This window comes from Cohnella laeviribosi DSM 21336 (genome assembly GCF_000378425.1).
GTDB classification, from domain to species: Bacteria; Bacillota; Bacilli; order Paenibacillales; family Paenibacillaceae; genus Cohnella; species Cohnella laeviribosi.
Genome location: NZ_KB899845.1, coordinates 1 through 17,005, shown reverse-complemented (window position 1 = coordinate 17,005; position 17,005 = coordinate 1). Strand labels below are relative to the sequence as shown.

Annotated in this window: 19 protein-coding genes, 2 pseudogenes and 1 riboswitch; of the genes and pseudogenes, 18 read left to right on the top strand and 3 right to left on the bottom strand. The window is 52.6% G+C overall.

All coding sequences use genetic code 11. The annotated features are described in order from the left end of the window. Window positions 1-21: 21 nt before the first annotated feature. The 12 genes from thyA (at window position 22) to crcB (F560_RS0118215) (ending at window position 12,237) form a co-directional block, all read left to right on the top strand. The gene (gene thyA / locus F560_RS0118270) at window positions 22-816 is read left to right on the top strand and encodes a thymidylate synthase (RefSeq protein WP_026298385.1); all 795 of its coding nucleotides are present in this window, start codon (window positions 22-24) and stop codon (window positions 814-816) included. A 16-nt stretch (window positions 817-832) separates the two neighbouring features. Further along, entirely contained in the window at window positions 833-1,159 is a 327-nt protein-coding gene (locus tag F560_RS0118265; protein WP_015256232.1) for a YnfA family protein, read from the top strand. A 96-nt stretch (window positions 1,160-1,255) separates the two neighbouring features. Then, complete coding sequence (locus F560_RS0118260) at window positions 1,256-1,585, top strand: ArsR/SmtB family transcription factor (RefSeq protein WP_015256233.1); 330 nt, start codon at window positions 1,256-1,258, stop codon at window positions 1,583-1,585. 29 nt (window positions 1,586-1,614) lie between these two features. Continuing rightward, window positions 1,615-2,655: an ACR3 family arsenite efflux transporter gene (gene arsB, locus F560_RS0118255; RefSeq protein ID WP_211214130.1), complete on the top strand. Its 1,041-nt coding sequence runs from the start codon at window positions 1,615-1,617 to the stop codon at window positions 2,653-2,655. Window positions 2,656-2,659: 4 nt separating this feature from the next. Next, complete coding sequence (gene arsC / locus F560_RS0118250) at window positions 2,660-3,082, top strand: arsenate reductase (thioredoxin) (RefSeq protein WP_015256235.1); 423 nt, start codon at window positions 2,660-2,662, stop codon at window positions 3,080-3,082. 291 nt (window positions 3,083-3,373) lie between these two features. After that, window positions 3,374-4,549 (top strand): cation:proton antiporter, encoded by a 1,176-nt coding sequence (locus F560_RS0118245; protein WP_019007207.1) that lies wholly within the window; start codon window positions 3,374-3,376, stop codon window positions 4,547-4,549. A gap of 167 nt (window positions 4,550-4,716) precedes the next feature. After that, the gene (locus F560_RS23605; protein ID WP_083932132.1) at window positions 4,717-5,835 is read left to right on the top strand and encodes an MFS transporter; all 1,119 of its coding nucleotides are present in this window, start codon (window positions 4,717-4,719) and stop codon (window positions 5,833-5,835) included. Between the two features lie 135 nt (window positions 5,836-5,970). Next, window positions 5,971-6,741, top strand: a complete 771-nt coding sequence (locus tag F560_RS0118235) for a TerC family protein (protein WP_015256238.1) — start codon at window positions 5,971-5,973, stop codon at window positions 6,739-6,741. 342 nt (window positions 6,742-7,083) lie between these two features. Continuing rightward, the gene (locus F560_RS0118230; protein WP_019007205.1) at window positions 7,084-8,592 is read left to right on the top strand and encodes an NADH dehydrogenase subunit 5; all 1,509 of its coding nucleotides are present in this window, start codon (window positions 7,084-7,086) and stop codon (window positions 8,590-8,592) included. Beyond that, a complete protein-coding gene (locus F560_RS0118225; RefSeq protein ID WP_019007204.1) occupies window positions 8,589-11,321 on the top strand; it encodes a DUF2309 domain-containing protein in 2,733 nt (910 codons plus the stop codon). Before F560_RS0118230 ends, F560_RS0118225 begins: the two co-directional genes overlap by 4 nt. A 31-nt stretch (window positions 11,322-11,352) precedes the next feature. Continuing rightward, window positions 11,353-11,412: riboswitch (Fluoride riboswitch) on the top strand. A gap of 27 nt (window positions 11,413-11,439) precedes the next feature. Further along, the gene (gene crcB / locus F560_RS0118220) at window positions 11,440-11,859 is read left to right on the top strand and encodes a fluoride efflux transporter CrcB (protein WP_019007203.1); all 420 of its coding nucleotides are present in this window, start codon (window positions 11,440-11,442) and stop codon (window positions 11,857-11,859) included. 6 nt (window positions 11,860-11,865) lie between these two features. Beyond that, window positions 11,866-12,237, top strand: a complete 372-nt coding sequence (gene crcB, locus F560_RS0118215) for a fluoride efflux transporter CrcB (protein ID WP_019007202.1) — start codon at window positions 11,866-11,868, stop codon at window positions 12,235-12,237. A gap of 338 nt (window positions 12,238-12,575) precedes the next feature. On the opposite strand, the gene F560_RS0118210 is transcribed toward crcB (F560_RS0118215), so the two are convergent. Together F560_RS0118210 and F560_RS26640 are read right to left on the bottom strand one after the other, a co-directional pair. Then, on the bottom strand, window positions 12,576-12,779 hold the full coding sequence (locus F560_RS0118210; protein ID WP_019007201.1) for a hypothetical protein: 204 nt from the start codon (window positions 12,777-12,779) through the stop codon (window positions 12,576-12,578). A gap of 144 nt (window positions 12,780-12,923) precedes the next feature. Then, window positions 12,924-13,097: pseudogene (locus tag F560_RS26640) on the bottom strand (putative iron-sulfur cluster-binding metallochaperone); the annotation flags it as partial. 82 nt (window positions 13,098-13,179) lie between these two features. Here F560_RS26640 and F560_RS0118205 point away from each other — a divergent pair. The 6 genes and pseudogenes from F560_RS0118205 (at window position 13,180) to F560_RS0118190 (ending at window position 16,686) form a co-directional block, all read left to right on the top strand. Further along, window positions 13,180-13,479 (top strand): UPF0175 family protein, encoded by a 300-nt coding sequence (locus F560_RS0118205; RefSeq protein ID WP_019007200.1) that lies wholly within the window; start codon window positions 13,180-13,182, stop codon window positions 13,477-13,479. A gap of 95 nt (window positions 13,480-13,574) precedes the next feature. After that, window positions 13,575-13,910: an IS66 family insertion sequence element accessory protein TnpA gene (gene tnpA / locus F560_RS25190; protein ID WP_083932131.1), complete on the top strand. Its 336-nt coding sequence runs from the start codon at window positions 13,575-13,577 to the stop codon at window positions 13,908-13,910. Further along, a complete protein-coding gene (locus F560_RS0118200) occupies window positions 13,904-14,293 on the top strand; it encodes a hypothetical protein (RefSeq protein ID WP_019007199.1) in 390 nt (129 codons plus the stop codon). The genes tnpA and F560_RS0118200 overlap by 7 nt, the downstream gene beginning before the upstream one ends. Window positions 14,294-14,689: 396 nt before the next feature. Next, window positions 14,690-14,839: pseudogene (locus F560_RS25185) on the top strand (fluoride efflux transporter FluC); the annotation flags it as partial. Between the two features lie 66 nt (window positions 14,840-14,905). Continuing rightward, the gene (locus tag F560_RS0118195; protein WP_019007198.1) at window positions 14,906-15,307 is read left to right on the top strand and encodes a YkvA family protein; all 402 of its coding nucleotides are present in this window, start codon (window positions 14,906-14,908) and stop codon (window positions 15,305-15,307) included. A 53-nt stretch (window positions 15,308-15,360) separates the two neighbouring features. Next, a complete protein-coding gene (locus F560_RS0118190; protein ID WP_019007197.1) occupies window positions 15,361-16,686 on the top strand; it encodes an MATE family efflux transporter in 1,326 nt (441 codons plus the stop codon). A 130-nt stretch (window positions 16,687-16,816) separates the two neighbouring features. On the opposite strand, the gene F560_RS0118185 is transcribed toward F560_RS0118190, so the two are convergent. Next, window positions 16,817-17,005 (bottom strand): transposase (locus F560_RS0118185; protein ID WP_019007196.1); only part of this gene is annotated, 189 nt, incomplete at its 5' end.

Here is a 17,005-nt window from a genome sequence, read left to right as displayed (position 1 = left end):
GAGAAAATGAAGGTGATGTCGTTGAGAGCGTACCTCGACTTGCTGAAAGACGTGTTGGACCATGGAGTCCCCAAGCCAGACCGGACGGGAACCGGAACGATATCGGTGTTCGGTCGCCAGCTTCGTTTCGACTTGTCACAAGGTTTTCCGTTGCTGACCACGAAGCGGATTCATATTCGGTCGGTCGTCCATGAACTGCTCTGGTTCCTGAAAGGAGATACCAATATTCGTTATTTGAACGAAAACGGAGTGACGATCTGGGACGAATGGGCCGACGAAAACGGTGACCTGGGACCGGTGTACGGCAAGCAGTGGCGGGCATGGGAAGCGCCGGACGGCCGCATTATCGACCAGATCGCCCGGGTGATGGAGGCGATCCGGACCAATCCGGATTCCCGCCGCCATATCATAAGCGCATGGAACGTGGCGGATATCGATCAGATGAAGTTGCCGCCGTGCCATGTGATGTTTCAGTTTTACGTGGCGGAGGGCAAACTGTCGTGCATGCTGACGATGCGTTCGGTGGATGTGTTTCTGGGGTTGCCGTTTAACATTGCCGAGTACGCGCTGCTTACGCATATGATGGCGCAACAGTGCGATCTGGAACCGGGCGAACTCATCTGGTCCGGCGGGGATGTGCATCTGTACAGTAACCATCTGGAGCAGGCGAAACTGCAGTTGAGCCGGGAACCGTTTCCGTTGCCGAGGCTCGTCATCAAGCGGAAGCCGCCCAGCATATTCGATTATGTGTACGAAGATTTCGAGTTTGTCGATTACCGCCATCATCCGGCGATCAAGGCGCCGGTCGCCATTTAATTTCAAGGGGGAAACCATGGCAAAGGCGATTGTTTTGTTTTTGGCGGCAGGACTGGCGGAAATTGGCGGCGGATATCTGGTCTGGCTGTGGCTGAGGGAATCAAAACCGCTCTGGGTCGGCGTGCTGGGAGGGATGATCCTGGTGCTGTACGGGATCATTCCCACCCTGCAAAGCTTCCCCAACTTTGGTCGCGTGTACGCCGCTTACGGCGGAGCGTTTATTCTATTGGCGGTGATCTGGGGATGGTTGGTGGACCGAAAAACGCCCGATCTCTACGACTGGATCGGAGCGTTGATTTGCATGATCGGCGTTTCCGTCATGTTGTGGGCACCGCGATCGTAATCCGATGGAAACAAACCATTTGCATATCCATACAAGTTTCTTTTGCATAACCATATAGTTATATGATAAATTTATTAAGAGGAAAGGTGAAGGGATGTGGACATCGAAAAGTTGGCGGACATGCTGAAAGCGTTGGCCGATCCCACCCGCCTAAAAATGGTGGCCATGCTTCATCATCGGGATTGTTGCGTATGCGAATTTGTTCCTGTGTTTAAGATCTCCCAACCTGCGGTTTCCAAACATTTAAGCCGATTGAAAACGGCAGGGTTCGTCAAGGAGAGCCGCAAAGGGCAGTGGGTGTTTTACTCTCTGAGACGAGAAACCTTAGAGCAGGTTGGACTGGGGCTGATGCAGTTGCCCGACATGTCGGAGGAATTAAACAAGTTGGAACAACAGGGGCTGTTGGTCAACGTTTGCTGTGAATAAGAGGAGTGGATGGCATGGGTAGTCAAAACATCAAAAGGCTTTCGTTTCTGGATCGTTATTTGACGGTGTGGATTTTTCTGGCCATGGCCGTTGGCGTCGGTTGCGGTTACTGGTTTCCCGACATGGTGGACAACTTGAATGCGTTGCAGGTCGGCACCACCTCCATTCCCATCGCCGTTGGGCTGATCCTCATGATGTACCCGCCGCTGGCGAAAGTGAAATACGAGGAACTGGGTCAGGTGTTCCGCAACGTGAAAGTGCTGGGCTTGTCTCTCGTGCAAAACTGGGTGATCGGGCCGATCCTCATGTTCGTGCTGGCGATCCTTTTCCTGCGGGGCAATCCCGAGTACATGGTCGGCCTGATTCTGATCGGTCTTGCCCGCTGCATCGCCATGGTCGTCGTCTGGAACGATCTTTCCAAAGGGGACACGGAGTACGCGGCGGGCTTGGTGGCGTTCAATTCCATCTTTCAGGTGTTGTTTTATTCGTTCTACGCGTTCGTGTTCGTCACAATTGTGCCGCAGTGGCTCGGATTGGAAAGCATGGTCATCGAGATCACGATGGCCGAGGTCGCCAAAAGCGTGTTTATCTACCTGGGCATTCCCTTCCTTGCGGGGATGATCACCCGGTATGTGTTGGTGAAAGCAAAGGGGAAAGTGTGGTACGATCGGGTGTTCATTCCGAAGATCAGCCCGCTGACCTTGGTCGCCCTGCTGTTCACCATCGTGGTCATGTTCTCCCTCAAGGGGGAGGTCATCCTTGAACTGCCTATGGATGTGCTCAGGGTCGCGATCCCGCTTCTCATCTACTTTGTCGTCATGTTTGTGGTGTCGTTTTGGCTCAGCAAAAAAGCGGGAGCTGGCTACCCCGTCTGTACGACGCTTTCCTTTACCGCCGCGAGCAACAATTTTGAACTGGCGATTGCGGTGGCGGTCGGCGTGTTCGGCATTCATTCGGGAGCGGCGTTCGTGGCGGTCATCGGCCCGCTGGTGGAAGTGCCCGTAATGCTGGCTCTGGTGAAGCTGTCGCTCTATTTCCATCGCAAATTTTTTTCCACCCAAGGAGGCTGACAAAGTGACGGAGAAACCGATCCTCTATTTTCTTTGCACAGGCAATTCCTGCCGCAGTCAAATGGCGGAAGGATTCGGGAAAAAATATCTAGGCGACCGATTTGACGTGTACAGTGCGGGAATCGAGGCTCACGGTCTCAATCCGTATGCCGTAAAGGTCATGCGGGAGGTGGGAATTGACATCTCCAATCAGACGTCCGATGTGATCGATCCCGAGCTTTTAAACAAAGCGGATTATGTGATTACGCTTTGTGGCGATGCCAACGACCGATGCCCGATGACACCCCCGCACGTGACCCGCTGGCATTGGGGATTTGACGATCCCGCCAAGGCAACGGGGACGGAAGAAGAAAGACTGGTAGTGTTCCGCCGCGTGCGGGATGAGATTGAAGAGCGAATCAAGCGGTTTCGCGACATGGGAGCATAAATGTGGAAAACTGGATGTGAGGATTGCAAATGGATTTCTCATTTTTCTTGACTGTAAACGGAAGGTAACCTATAATCTTCTCGTGTATTGAAATATTCATACCGTTTCATGTGGAGGAGCCTGTCATAGACGGGCTTCTCTTATTTTTTTCTTCATTTCGGCCAAAATGGGGGACTGCGAAAATGTGACGAATCGTTCAGAACAGGTATCAGATTCACGAAGGCCGTTACTTTGCATAGTCTCACCGGGCTGAGACAAGATATTGGGCAGAAATACAAAAGGAGCGATAACATGAATCATGTCGTGGAATTCTTGTTGCAGTTAACCATTATTCTTATAGCCACCAAACTTGCAGGAGATCTTGCCGCACGGTTGGGGCAACCTTCAGTATTGGGGCAACTTTTGGCAGGCGTGTTGATTGGTCCTGCCGTGGCGAGCTGGGTAGAGCCTTCCGTTATTTTGGAGGTTTTTGCCCAGATCGGCGTTCTTCTCTTGATGTTTTTGGCTGGTCTGGAAACTGACCTGAGAGCATTGAACGAAAACCGCAATACTTCCATTGCTGTAGCGGTGGGAGGTATGCTGTTTCCGCTTGCGGGGGGATATACCGTCGGGTTATGGCTCGGGATGGAACAGGGACATGCGCTGTTTCTCGGATTGCTGCTTTCGGCAACGTCCGTGAGCATTTCAGTGCAAACGTTCCGGGAACTGGGGAAATTGAACAGCCGGGAAAGCACGACCGTATTGGGGGCGGCGATTGTTGACGATATTCTGGTTGTGTTCGGTCTTACAATTGTTCTCGGGTTGCTTACGGCCAGTGAAATCAGCCTGGCGTGGGTGATCGGCAAGAAGGTGATCTTTATATTTCTCGCGGTAATCATGGTCTGGAAAGGCATTCCCTTTGCCTTGCGGAAGTTCGCCCATTTAAAGCGAACCGAACCGGTCCTGGGCATTAGCATTTTTTTGTGTCTGATATTCTCATTGGCTGAGGAATACTTTGGAGTTGCCGGCATTATCGGCGCTTTTGCTGCCGGACTGGCGATTTCCAGAACCGAATTCAAACATCAGATTGAGAAAAAATTGGAAGCCGTCGCCTATTCGTTCTTTGTTCCGGTCTTTCTTGCCAGCATCGGTCTGACCGTTTCGTTCGACGGATTGTCTGAACAACTGCTACCCCTTTTCATATTGTCCGTTTTGGCTATTGCATCCAAACTGATCGGCTCGGGATTGGGAGCCAGAATAACTGGGTTTGATACAAGATCCTCCTTCATCATCGGCTCGGGAATGGTTTCGCGCGGTGAAGTCGCTCTGATTATTGCGGCGCTGGGCCTGAATTCCAGCTTGCTTCCGTCAGAGTTGTACACGATGATCATTTTGGTCATTGTCATTACAACCGTCGTAGTGCCTCCCCTGCTCAAGTGGTTCTTGAAGGATACAGGCGGTAAAACAAAAATGAACCAGGATGTATGAATAAAAGCCTGTAAAAAAGCGAAAAAACTTGAAAATTGATCATGCAAAACCCGTGTTCACCGCCAGCCATTGCATGCTATAATAATTCCATTTGAACAAGCGCATCTCCTTCTGTCAAAATGCATTCGGAAGGACGCACTTGCATCACGGACAACTAGAGCAACCGAATGGCGACCTTATTGCGGCAGGATCTGGGGGCGCCTATCGGCATGGCGGTGGTGCTGTCGTTTACGGTCACGATCGGCACGATCGTGTCCGCCCTTGCCACGAGCCGCATCGTCTGGCGCATCGGCACGGCGCGCACCACGCTGATCAGCGTTGCCATGACGGCCGGCGCGCTGCTCGGCTTTTCGATCGCGCCTTCCATCGCGTGCCTCATGGTCTTCGCCATACTGCTCGGACTCGGCGGCGGCGCCGTCGAGTCCGAGCTAAACCACTACATTGCGGGGAATTACGAAGCCCGCCACATGAGCTGGCTGCACTGTTTCTGGGGCGTCAGCGTAACGATCAGCCCGATGATTCTGTCCGTTTACCTGTCCGAAGGCGACTGGAGAGACGGATACACGGTGATCGGCCTCATCCAGTCGGCGCTTGTAGCGGTGCTTTTTGCATCGCTGCCCCTGTGGAAACATATGGAGAAGAAGCGGGCCGGTGGCGGACAAGCCCCGCAGGCGGATGCGCCCGCGCGCGGGCCGGACGAAGGACGCAAGCCGAAAAATTCGGCCGGCGTCAAGTACGCGCTGGGGACGTTCCTGTTCTACTGCGGCGTGGAGTCGACGGCCGGCTTGTGGGACAGCAGTTATCTGGTCAATGTCAAAGGGATCCCGGCCGACGATGCGGCGTTGTGGATCTCGATCTACTTTGCGGGCATTACGATCGGCAGGTTCATCAACGGATTCGTCTCGCTCAATTTCAGTAGTCCGACGCTGATCCGGGCGGGGCAGATCACGACCCTGGCCGGCGCGCTGCTTCTGCTGCCGCCGCTTCCCGCCGGCTTTTCACTGGCCGGGTTTCTGATTACCGGATTGGGACTGGCGCCGATCTTTCCAAGCATGCTGCACGAAACGCCCGCCCGGTTCGGCGAAGCCCACGCCGGGAGGATTATGGGGTATCAGATTGCGACAGCCTATACGGGGGCGGCCATCCTGCCTCCTCTGCTCGGGATGCCAGCCGGATACTGGACGATCGGCATTTTCCCGCTGTACATCGTCCTGATGGAAGCCGCGATGCTGCTCGCCACGGAGCGGCTGAACCTGCTGTTGCGGCGGCGGCATGATGCCGTGTAAAATGCAAGAAACGCATGCGGCAGGAAATCGTATTAAAGAATGTCAGTTTTACCGTAGACCGGCGGCAGGAATTCCGCATGCCGGCCGCCGCGCGGGGAAACCTTACGGAGCCGACAATCAAAGGAGGAAAGTTAGTTGGACATTTGGTTGGAGTACGCGTGGGCGCTCTTGATTCTGATCGGACTGGAAGGACTGCTGTCGGCTGACAACGCGCTCGTGCTTGCCGTCATCGCGAAGCATTTGCCGGAGAACCAGAGATCCAAGGCGATCAATTATGGCATCATCATGGCCTTCGCTTTCCGGTTCGCCGCCCTGTTCGCAATCTCGTTCATCGCCAATGTATGGCAGGTGCAGGCGATCGGCGCCGCATATCTGCTGTATCTGGGACTCAAGCATGTCATCCAGGCCCGCTTCGGGAAGAAGGATGCGCATAAGGAAGAGAAACAGTCCGGTTCGGCGAGGGGCTTCTGGGGCACGGTCGGTAAGATCGCGCTGGCCGACCTGGCATTCGCCATCGATTCCATCCTCGCTGCGGTGGCGCTCGCGCTCGGCTTGCCGGATTCGCCGCTTGGCGACTTCGGCGGAATGGACGGCGGCAAGTTCGCCGTCGTGGTGCTGGGCGGCATCGCCGGTCTGGTGCTGCTCAAATACGCCGCAGGCTGGTTCATCAAACTGCTGGCCAAACGTCCGGCGCTGGAGACGACAGCGTATGCCATCGTGGCATGGGTCGGTGTCAAGCTAGCGGTCATCACCCTGGCCCATCACGACATCGGCGTGCTGGACCACGATTTCCCCCACAGCACGGCCTGGACTATCGTCTTCTACGGCGTGCTGGTCGCGATCGCGCTGCTGGGCTGGTTCTCGCCCGCGAACAAGCCGGCCGCCAAAAACGAGGAACAGCACTGACAATTCTGCAAGGGACTCTCATGAATGCCGTTCATCTTCGGATGAGCGGCATTTGCTTTGACAAAAAACTTGAAAATTGTTTGCAATGAAAAGCGGACTTCGCTATAATTTAGAAATCGAATACAACAGTTTCAACTGACCGGGCCGGCCTGCCGAACATCCCACGGAAACAGGATGGTTCAAGGTAAGCCCGTATCGTATGTAAAACAAGGTGGATTTTCAAAAAGTCCGCATCGGATTTGTTGGAAATAGACCGACCATACCATCTGGATCAAACTCCGATTTCAATCGGGGTGTTCCGCCAGGATGGTATGGTCGGTCTTTTGTTAGGAGGAAAAGGTCTTGAATGTAGCGATGTTTATTGCCTTCATTGCCGGATGGATGATCGCATGGATCAGCGCATGTTGCCTGTATATATCCCGCGTCTCCGACCGATACGTTCGCCTGCACGTCTTTTTGCTGGCCATACCGGTCGTGGTGTCCTTTGCGGGACTGATCGGCGCCGATCAGGTTCGGGAGACGGGACTATGGCACCTGGATCGGACAGCATGGCTGATGGCGTCTTACGTAGGATTGCTTGGCTGGACGATCCAACGGTTTTGTATCCGGTTCATGCACGGTGACCGTTCTTATCGCGCTTACTTTTCCCTGTTGACGTTCACGACCGGATCGGCATCCCTCATCTGGTTCAGCGGCGATTTGCGCTTGCTCGCGCTGTTGTGGGGACTACCTTTGTCAGGTCTGGTCGGGTTGGTTTTATTGAACAAGGAATGGACGCCTGCCCGCCATGTTGCCCGGCTTATGACCCGAATGTTTGCCGCCAACTGGCTTTCCCTGTCGCTTGCCGCCGTGTGGCTGTGGCAGGTGACCGGACATTGGCGGATCACGCTGGCGCTGTCAGAGGAATCGATATTGCGGCTGGGATGGGAAAACGCAGCAGGAATCGGCATGTTGGTTGTGTTTGCCGCGATTATTCCGGCGGGTCAATGGCCGTTCCAGCGGTGGTTGCTGGAATCGGCGGTCATCCCGACGCCGGTTTCGGCCGCGATGCATGCGGGGCTCGTCAATGCGGGCGGAATGCTGCTGGCCCGATTTTCACCGCTGCTGGATGGCGGTTTGCCCCAATGGCTGCTTGTGGTCCCGGCTGTGGTGTCGATATTTGTCGGAACCGGCATTCTTCTGGTGCAACCGGACTATAAACGGCAATTGGTGGCTTCCACGTTGGCGCAAATGGGGATGATGTTTCTCCAATGTGCCCTGGGTGCCTATGTGCTGGCGGTTTTGCATTTGATTTTTCACGGATGGTTCAAGGCGGCCTTGTTTTTGCGTTCCGGATCCGTTGTGCCGAGGCCGAGACCCGCGCTTTTGGCGCCCGATCCGCCTTCGAAAAGATGGCTGCTTTACAGCGTGCTGGGCGGAATCGTGCTGGGAACCGGATTTTGGTTGGCAGAACCCCACGAGCCGCTTCGACTGTTGCGGGCGCTGTTGTTGGGTTGGTCGATTTCTCTGGCCTGGTGGCAGACAGCCGTGTTACAGAAAGGACGCTGGATTTCCATGATCGTCCTGTCCAGTCTCGGGTTGTCCGCGATGGCGTTCCACGACGCACTGGCTTCCATGCTGGGCGATGCGCTGCCTGCAGCCATTTCAACCGGAAGAACTGAGACCGCCGTCGTCCTCCTGATCGCCTGCGGAGGGCTGGCGGGATTGGGATTGACCGCACGCCGCACAACGGAAATACGGGCGAAGTTGTATCTATGGCTGGTTCATCTTGGCGAAGCGCGCGATGAGGCGGTGGAAAGCCATCCACGCTATCTCAGGGCGTACATGCGTAGGGGAGGGGAGTTAAAATGAATCGCTCCGCGATGTTGTCCGAACGGGCTGTGGATCATGTGGAAAACCGTGTGGAAAATAATGAAAAAAACGATCAAGATGTTTCCGGCAACCTGCCGGTGGATGAGATGGTGGGAAGGGCGAGCCGGGTCATCGCTCCGCTGTGGCCGCTTCGCACGTTTGTCGCTGTTCATCCCTGGGCGGGACTGGAGCATCTGACGTTTGAGGAAGTGGCGGAACGATTTCGGGATTCCCGGGGTTTGGACCTGTTTCCCCCGATGGCGATGTTTCATGAAGCGCTGCGAAAAGGGGAGTTAAGTCCACGTAAGCTCGAGGAACGTTTCGGGAAGTGGCTGAATGAGGAGGCGCATTCCATTCCCCGCAAAGAAGCGGAACGGCTGTGCCGCGGACTGCTGTGGCACGAAAACGTTCCCCGCGAGGTCATGAATTCGTTGGAGATGAAACGTCTGGCCGTCCGGATGAAACACGCCAAAACGCTGCCGGATCGCCTTCCCGTCCGTTGTGTCCGAACCAAAAGCGCGATATTGGAAGCGCAAGGAGAACCCCGCTTTGCGCGGGCGCTGGACCGCCATATGATCAAATGGTGCAAGCTGTTTCTGGACGAAGGGCAAGCCGCGTGGGGGATGCCGTTTCGGGAATCGGGATTCTACTGCGCCTGGCGGAAACTGGCGTGCCACGATCCGTCCCTGAGCCGGGCGGAGCGCGGGCGGATCAAACAAACGCCGGCAAACGCGGAAGACGCGTTGAAGCAGGCGCTGTTTAACCTGAATGTTCCGCGGCCGGACATGGAGCGTTATCTGGAAGAACACCTGATCGCGCTGCCGGGCTGGGCGGGGATGTTGCTGTGGCGCTCGCAAAAATCCGGACAGGAATACCGCTTGCTGACGGAATATTTGGCGATTCGTCTGTCGACGGAATGGGCGCTGGTCGCCCCCCGTCTTCCCCTTCAGGAGACCTGTGATGCCGACCATGACGCGGAACTCTTACCCTGGATTGGTGCATGGTTGCATTGGGGAGGATGGACGTGCGAACAATGGTTCGGGATGTCGCCTGAAGAGCGGTTTATCCGGCTGGATTTCGCCCGCCGTTTCGCCTGGATGGTTCGTCCCAGACTGTGGCTGGAAGCCTGGGAGGATACACAAGAGGAGAAGTTGCGGGAAACGATATCGGCAACGCAAACAAACGGCCACGCCCGACGGGCGGCCGCGCAGCTGCTCTTCTGCATCGACGTCCGTTCCGAACCTTTCCGCCGGCATCTCGAACGGGAAGGGCCGTTTGAAACATTCGGCTGTGCGGGATTTTTCGGCCTTCCCATCCGGACGCGCCTGCCGGACGGGCACGTCCATGCGGCCTGTCCGGCCATTGTCGAACCCCGCCATGAGGTACGGGAACAGCTTCCATCCGCCGGCAGCCAAACGTATCTTTGGGCGGAATCCGCGAAACTTTCCGTCGCCCGCGTATTTAAAAAGATGAAACAGGGGCTTGTCACCAGCCTGTTGTTGCCGGAAATGAGCGGACCGTGGCTGGGATTGTACATGCTTGCGCGGAATGCGGCTCCTGAACGCGTCATCGGTTCCATCCATCGTTGGCGGAAACGGTCTGCCGGTAAAATGAAGACGCATCTGACCCTGGATCTCGAGAGTACTTGCGGGGACTCCGGTTTGCCGACAGGATTTTCCCTGGAAGAGAAAGTGAACTATGTGGGCAGCTTGTTGAGAAGCATCGGCCTGACGTCCGCATTTTCGCCTCTTGTGGTCGTTTGCGGCCACAAAAGCGAGACGGCGAACAACCCTTACGCATCGGCTCTGGATTGCGGCGCTTGCGGCGGAGCCGCCGGAGGGTTGAACGCCCGGGTATTCGCGGAACTCTGCAACCGGGAAGAGGTGCGGAGGGCTCTGGCCGGGCAAGGCATCGTCATCCCGGAAGAGACGGTTTTTATCGCCGCGGAACATAGCACCACTGTCCATGAGTTGCGCTGGCTGCATGTGCCGGAACTTTCCCCGGCGGCTCGGGACGCTTTTGCCCTGCTTCAGGACAGGCTCCGGGCGGTAACCCGCAAGGTCAATCTGGAGCAACTGGCCAAATTGCCGGGTGCGGGCGCCGCTGGACGCGATCCGGTTGCCGAGGCGCACCGGCGTGCGGCAGACTGGAGTGAAGTTCGTCCGGAATGGGGGCTGGCGGGGAATTACGCGTTTGTCATCGGCAGGCGACACTTGACCGAATCGTGCAATCAGGAAGGAAGGATATTTTTGCACAGTTACGACTGGCGGGAAGATCCGGACGGAAATTTGCTGATGAATATTGCAGCCGGTCCGGTGACCGTCGCCCAGTGGATTAACCTGCAATATTACGCTTCGACGGTCGCCCCCCATATCTATGGGAGCGGCAACAAGGCCACCCAGACCGTCACGGCGGGGATCGGCGTGATGCAGGGCAACGGAAGCGATTTGTTTGCGGGGTTGCCGTGGCAGTCGGTCATGGCAAGCGACAGGGAATGGTTTCATTCCCCGCTTCGCTTGCTCGTGGTCATCGAAGCCCCGCGGCCGTATATGGTGAAGCTGCTCGAAGGGAATCCCGAATTCCGCAGAAAAGTGAGCAACGGATGGTTGCGCCTTGTGTCCGTCGACCCGGTGAGCGGAATTTGGGAAAGATGGACGCCACGAAGCCTTGGCCCGGCACTGACGTTGGACGACGAGGCAGCAGGTTGTGCAGGTTGTGCATGTGATTGACAGGGGACTTCGGCTGGTTTAGAATACAGGTGATGAAATAGGCGATGGAGTTCGCCATAACTGCCGGAAGGCTGATGACTCCTACCCGTGTTGCGATGGGGGGAGTCTATTCTTTTTTATGCTGAAATATCAGGGTGAGGGTATGAAAGGATTGGCTCTGGCTGTCGGCGCTTTTCTGGGTGCCCTGTTTCGATTTGCGCTGGGGGAATGGATCCCTGTATTGTCGGATAGATTCCCTTTGGGAACGATGATCATTAACTTGACCGGTTGCTTGTTTCTCGGGTGGTTTTTTACCATTACGTTATTTCGTTGGAAATGGCCGTTGGAAATTCGTCTTGGCATCGGAATGGGATTGACGGGCTCATTTACCACTTTTTCGACTTTTTCATTGGAAACTGCTCAAATGTTAGAAAATCATCATTTTATTGCGGCTTTCGTTTATGTAGTGTCAAGCGTTTTGGGAGGTATCGTATTGGTTGGGGTTGGACAATCGATAGCCGAATTCCAAATCAGAGGGTCAAGAAGCAAGGGGGCATAATACTTGATGGTGCTTTTCACAGGTCTCGGTGGAATTGCAGGGGTGATTGTCCGGTTTTATATGGGAAAGCGAATTGTGGCCCGCGGTACCAAATGGTATCCCTTGGGAACAGGCTTCATCAATATTTCAGGCTCGCTTTTGCTGGGGATATTATTTTCTCTGTACACCCAGGGCTTGGTTGCGCCATGGCTTTGGTTATTGCTGGGACCCGGATTTTGCGGTGCGTACACAACCTTTTCCACGTTCGGATATGAAATTGTCCAATTGATCGACCAAAAACGGCTTGGAGACGCAGTCGTGTACATGTTGTTTTCGGTAATATTTGGTGTAATGTTCGCGTGGTTGGGAATGAAAATCATGGCCTACATGACAAATTAGGCGGAATACGAGGCTATCTTGGCGGTTTTCGGAATGACATTATCTAGCTTTTTTAGGAGATGCGAAGCAAGGGCCCGTCGTTGGCTTACCGCTTTCAAATGGAAAAAGACGGCTTTCCGTCATCCGTGCGGAAAGCCGCGCTTTTCCTCCAAAGACGAATGAGTAAGCTGTTTTCGTCAAAAGTTCAGGTGGCAAGGATTTGATTCCGTCCCATCCCCTCCCGTTAGGCAAGGTATTCCACAGATAGCTAAAACACCACACAATGATGCTTTTCAAGGGCAACCCAATTTACTGATGAATATTTATCCAATCGATGATGTCGCTCCAAGAAATCACTTTTACGCCACGATATCTTCCGGGTTCTTTTTGGTTGCTGTATTTATAGGCCTTAATTGCTGGAATTGTTTTGCCCGCTCCATATGGTACGCCTTCTTTTGTTCATGATACTGAGCCATTTTTGTGTGCCATTCGTACATTTGCCTGCAATAGGTTGCATGGTCATGGGAATACATTGGCATTTCCGGATAATGGAAACTGTTCATTCGGGATTTTCCTCCTCCTTGATTTTGCTGGGTGTTTACTATCCGTTGATAGTCTATGGTGGGCAATGCCTCCGGAATCACGGCAAGCGCCCATGATTCAATAAAATTCCGCCAATGCCTGGTTAATCTTTAAGCCGGGTTGTATTACCCGGATGAACCTTTATCAATACTTTGGATGAATTTCGTAACATTGCCCAGGCAGCAGGAACCTTGCGGGTTATTGACTTCGCATCCGCATCGATTTGCCTGAACATGCTCCCGAATGAATTCAACGGGGTTCTGACTGCTACGAATTGCTATTAGCCGTTTTCTTGTCCAACCAACAAACAGCTCTTAAGATGCAAAATGTCCGGATCTTAAGAGCTTTTGTTGCACGTAGCTGAAATGGAGGGATGGGTCCGTGTTAAAAGAACAACCGCACTTTACCGTTTCCTTACCGGATACGCTCAAGCCCTTTGTTGAAAAACTCGGAAGCGGAAATTCTCTGGATGAAAAAATCAAATTATCCGTGGTTATTGGATTATTCACCGGGAAAATGGTTACCCTTGAAAGAGCAGCGGAATTGGCCAATCAATCGTTGAGCGATTTTATCGACCTTTTACACTCCCGGGGAATCCCTTGGATGGAATATGGGGAAGAGGAAGAGGAAGAGCGGCAGGATAGCAGGGCTGTTCAAAGGCTATTGCAGGATTTGAATTGAACCATGGAAAAGTAAGCGTCAAACCTTCCCCACCTTCAACCCTCAAAATATCTATGAGAAAATGAAGGCAATCTACTCAAGCAGGAGGTTGCCTCATGACTCCCCGAGAACAACGACGTCAAATCTGGGCCGCACGGATTGCAGACTATCGTGCCAGCGGCCTAACCATGTCTGCCTGGTGCGCAGCCAATCAATGCACGAAAGACCAACTGAAGTACTGGCTTTACAAAGCGAAAAATATGACACCTTCCCCTTCAACGGATTCCTCAACCCGCTGGGTGCCGCTTACGGTTGCCGACAGCCAGCCCAAAGCTCCCGTTTCGTCCGCTCTGGTTGTTTGCGTTGGACAATCCCGTATCGAACTTCATCCGGGTTTCGACCCGCGCCTGCTTCGCGAAGTCGTACATGCGCTGGGTGAAGCGTCATGCTGACGTCAGCCGGCATCCAGCGCGTCTATCTCGCCTGCGGGCCGACGGATTTGCGCAAGTCCATCGACAGTCTGGCCGCTCTCGTTCAAATAGGCGGCGTATGCAACATGTACGAGAATCAAATGGAGGCTGTTCCCCCTCATGAGGCGATGGAAATGGTTATGGCGTCAAGCGGAATCGCCTATTCTGCCGATGTGGTGCAGGCATTTGTGAGAGCGGATCCCTCCTATCCTCCGGGAACGAAGATTCGCTTGCTTAACGGGAAAGAGGCGATCGTTACCAAGATCACCAGCCATATGCAAAGACCGGTTGTCCGTGTTCTTTCCACAGGGGAAGAAATCTCTCTTGCGGATCATCCGACAGTCATGATCGCCGGTTGCTTGTAACGAAATGAGCAGGAAATGGATACATATGACAAGGGACTTGTTGAATAAATCATTTGGCTGATTGAACGAAAAACCTTCACCATTTCTTGTATGATGTAAGTGCGATCACAATCTGGACATAGTTTGTTTTTAGCACTGAACAATTACTGAAGAAAATCCTTTATTGCATTGTTTTCTCGAATTGTTGCTTGTTTTTTAAACTAAGCATGCTGCCGAACGACCGCTTTCATAATACGTTTCATTTATGGGAAGACCATAGCGGAATACTGTTGATCGACTGGCCTAGTTTCCACAAGTAGGAAGAAGAATGCAACTATCTGCACGGAGAGGAATTGATACGTAAATGGATAAAGGGTAAGCGAAGCTATTGTGTAATACTAATAATGTGGAGCGTATACCACCTTTTCTACATTCGGATATGAAATTGTTCAACTGATCGAAAAAAAACTGATTGGACATGCATTAACTTATGTACTATCCACGGTGGTATTTGGCGTGTTGTTCGCGTGGTTGGGTATTGAGATCATCGCGAACATTACACAATGAATTTGCAGTATAATCAAATTATGCAGAATAAACTAGCCGGATCGGAGAAGGAGCTAAACTGATTGGATGGTTCAAAAGACGAAAGCACTGGACAAAGTAAAAAACCGTTCCAGAAAACTTAAACAGGAAATTTACGTGCTCTATTTGGCTTACAGGGACCCGAGAGTTCCATGGTACGCTAAGCTATTTACCGTTTGCGTTGTAGCTTATGCCTTTAGCCCAATAGATTTGATTCCGGATTTCATTCCGATATTAGGTTATTTGGACGATCTAATCATCGTTCCTTTCGGCATTGCACTCGCTTTGAAGATGATTCCTCGCTCTGTCATCGATGACTGCAGAATAAGAGCCGAGGAAATCAGGCAGAGAGGCAAACCAAAGAATTGGATTGCCGGAGCGCTGTTTATTGTGATTTGGATTCTTTGTGCCTTTTGGATCGGAAGCATTTGCTATCGATGGGTTCGGTAATTGCCGGGAATGGATTATTGAGGATTTCATACGAAAGTGTCGGAGGATTCAATTTGAAGAATCGTGTGATGTGGATTCGTTTATTATCGTTAGCCTGGCCCGTGATTATGGAAAACTTTTTGCAAAGTACGGCTGGCTTCGTCGACAGTCTGTTTATCTCCAAACTAGGTCTTACCGAAGTAGCTGCCGTAGGTGTAACTAACGCGATCTTGCAAATTTACTTTGCTCTGTTTATGTCAATTTCTACAGCAACGACAGTGTTTGTATCGAGAGCCATCGGTGAGAATGATGAGGAAAAAGTAAGAAATATAGTTTCTCAATCTGTTTTGTTATCCGTTCTCATGGGGCTTTTGCTCGGTGCGGTCTCTTTATTTTTCGCGAGGCCGATCCTGTCATTAATGGGCGCCAATCAGGAAGTTCTTCAAGTCGGGGTACGATATTTTCAAATCGTTGCGGTTCCGTCTGTTGTAATTTCTTTGTTGTTTACGATTGGAGCGATATTACGAGGTTCAGGAGATACGAAAACCCCTTTGCGAATTGGCCTTTGGATGAATATCGTGCATATCATTTTGGATTATATCCTGATTATTGGCGTTTTCTTTCATGGCTTTGGAATTGAAGGGGCTGCTGCGGCGACGGTGCTGGCGAGACTGATCGGGGTGTCTTTGCTGTCCCGGCATTTACATAAAAGTGGCCTGCTGTTTCGTTCAATTCGCAAGTGGTCGACGATTCATGGCGAGTTATTCCAAAAGTTGGTCCTGTTAGGTGTCCCTGCTGCATTGGAACGTTTGTTCATGAGGACAGGACAACTGATTTATTTCGGAATGATTATCCGGATGGGTACAAAAGAGTATGCAGCTCACACCCTAACCGGTAATTTTACGATGTTTTCAACCATTGTAGGGACCGGTTTAGCGGTGGCAACGACAACGTTAATCGGGCAAAGCTTAGGTGCTGGGCGCACCGATGAAGTGAAATCGTATAGTAAATGGGCTATGATCATTAGTTCTGCAGTCATGAGTATTACACTTCTTTTCGTTTGGGGTACATCATTTTGGGCGACTCACTTCTTCACCACAGATCAGTTCGTCATTCATCTGATGATAACGGTGTTGTTGATCGATGTGATTGCGCAACCGGCTACGGGAATGGTGACCGCTCTGACTGCGATTTTACAGGCGGGAGGGGATACGAAATTTCCGATGTATGTCACTTGGCTTGGTATTTGGGGAGTCCGTACTGTAGGAGTTTATGTCCTTGGAATATCACTGGGGTGGGGATTAATCGGAGCGTGGATCGCGATCGCGCTAGATAACTATATCCGGGCCGCAATCTTATTTAGCCGGTACCGATCATTTAAGTGGTTGAAGAAAATATAAGATAAGGCGGAGAGTTCGACCGCTCCACGAGGATTAGTTAGTTGCTCCTGAAAAAGTCGATTTTCAAAAATAGTTTCGGGTTGCTGGCTGGGTTGTGAGGGGGAACTTTCCCTAATGATCGGTTTCCATGTTAGTTTTGGAGCATTTTTGCCGCTCTTTGCAGGTTGTGGGTCAGAATCCCGAAGCCGACCCAGCATTTTGAGCCGACAAAGCCCCGATACCTGCTGCGGTTCAAACCGTACTTCCGCTTGAGAAGACTAATCTTCGCTTCTCCAGCTGCACGGTAACGCTGCAAGTCTTTGAACCATAATTCGTTTTC

What these genes read in the sequence shown, in the direction of transcription:
- F560_RS0118200 (WP_019007199.1), top strand. Translation starts at nt 13,904, where the DNA reads ATGCTGACGTCAGCCGGCATCCAGCGCGTCTATCTCGCCTGCGGGCCG.
- crcB (WP_019007202.1), top strand. Translation starts at nt 11,866, where the DNA reads ATGGTGCTTTTCACAGGTCTCGGTGGAATTGCAGGGGTGATTGTCCGG.
- F560_RS0118225 (WP_019007204.1), top strand. Translation starts at nt 8,589, where the DNA reads ATGAATCGCTCCGCGATGTTGTCCGAACGGGCTGTGGATCATGTGGAA.
- tnpA (WP_083932131.1), top strand. Translation starts at nt 13,575, where the DNA reads ATGACTCCCCGAGAACAACGACGTCAAATCTGGGCCGCACGGATTGCA.
- F560_RS0118265 (WP_015256232.1), top strand. Translation starts at nt 833, where the DNA reads ATGGCAAAGGCGATTGTTTTGTTTTTGGCGGCAGGACTGGCGGAAATT.
- F560_RS23605 (WP_083932132.1), top strand. Translation starts at nt 4,717, where the DNA reads ATGGCGACCTTATTGCGGCAGGATCTGGGGGCGCCTATCGGCATGGCG.
- F560_RS0118195 (WP_019007198.1), top strand. Translation starts at nt 14,906, where the DNA reads ATGGTTCAAAAGACGAAAGCACTGGACAAAGTAAAAAACCGTTCCAGA.
- crcB (WP_019007203.1), top strand. Translation starts at nt 11,440, where the DNA reads ATGCTGAAATATCAGGGTGAGGGTATGAAAGGATTGGCTCTGGCTGTC.
- F560_RS0118245 (WP_019007207.1), top strand. Translation starts at nt 3,374, where the DNA reads ATGAATCATGTCGTGGAATTCTTGTTGCAGTTAACCATTATTCTTATA.
- F560_RS0118210 (WP_019007201.1), bottom strand. Translation starts at nt 12,779, where the DNA reads ATGAACAGTTTCCATTATCCGGAAATGCCAATGTATTCCCATGACCAT.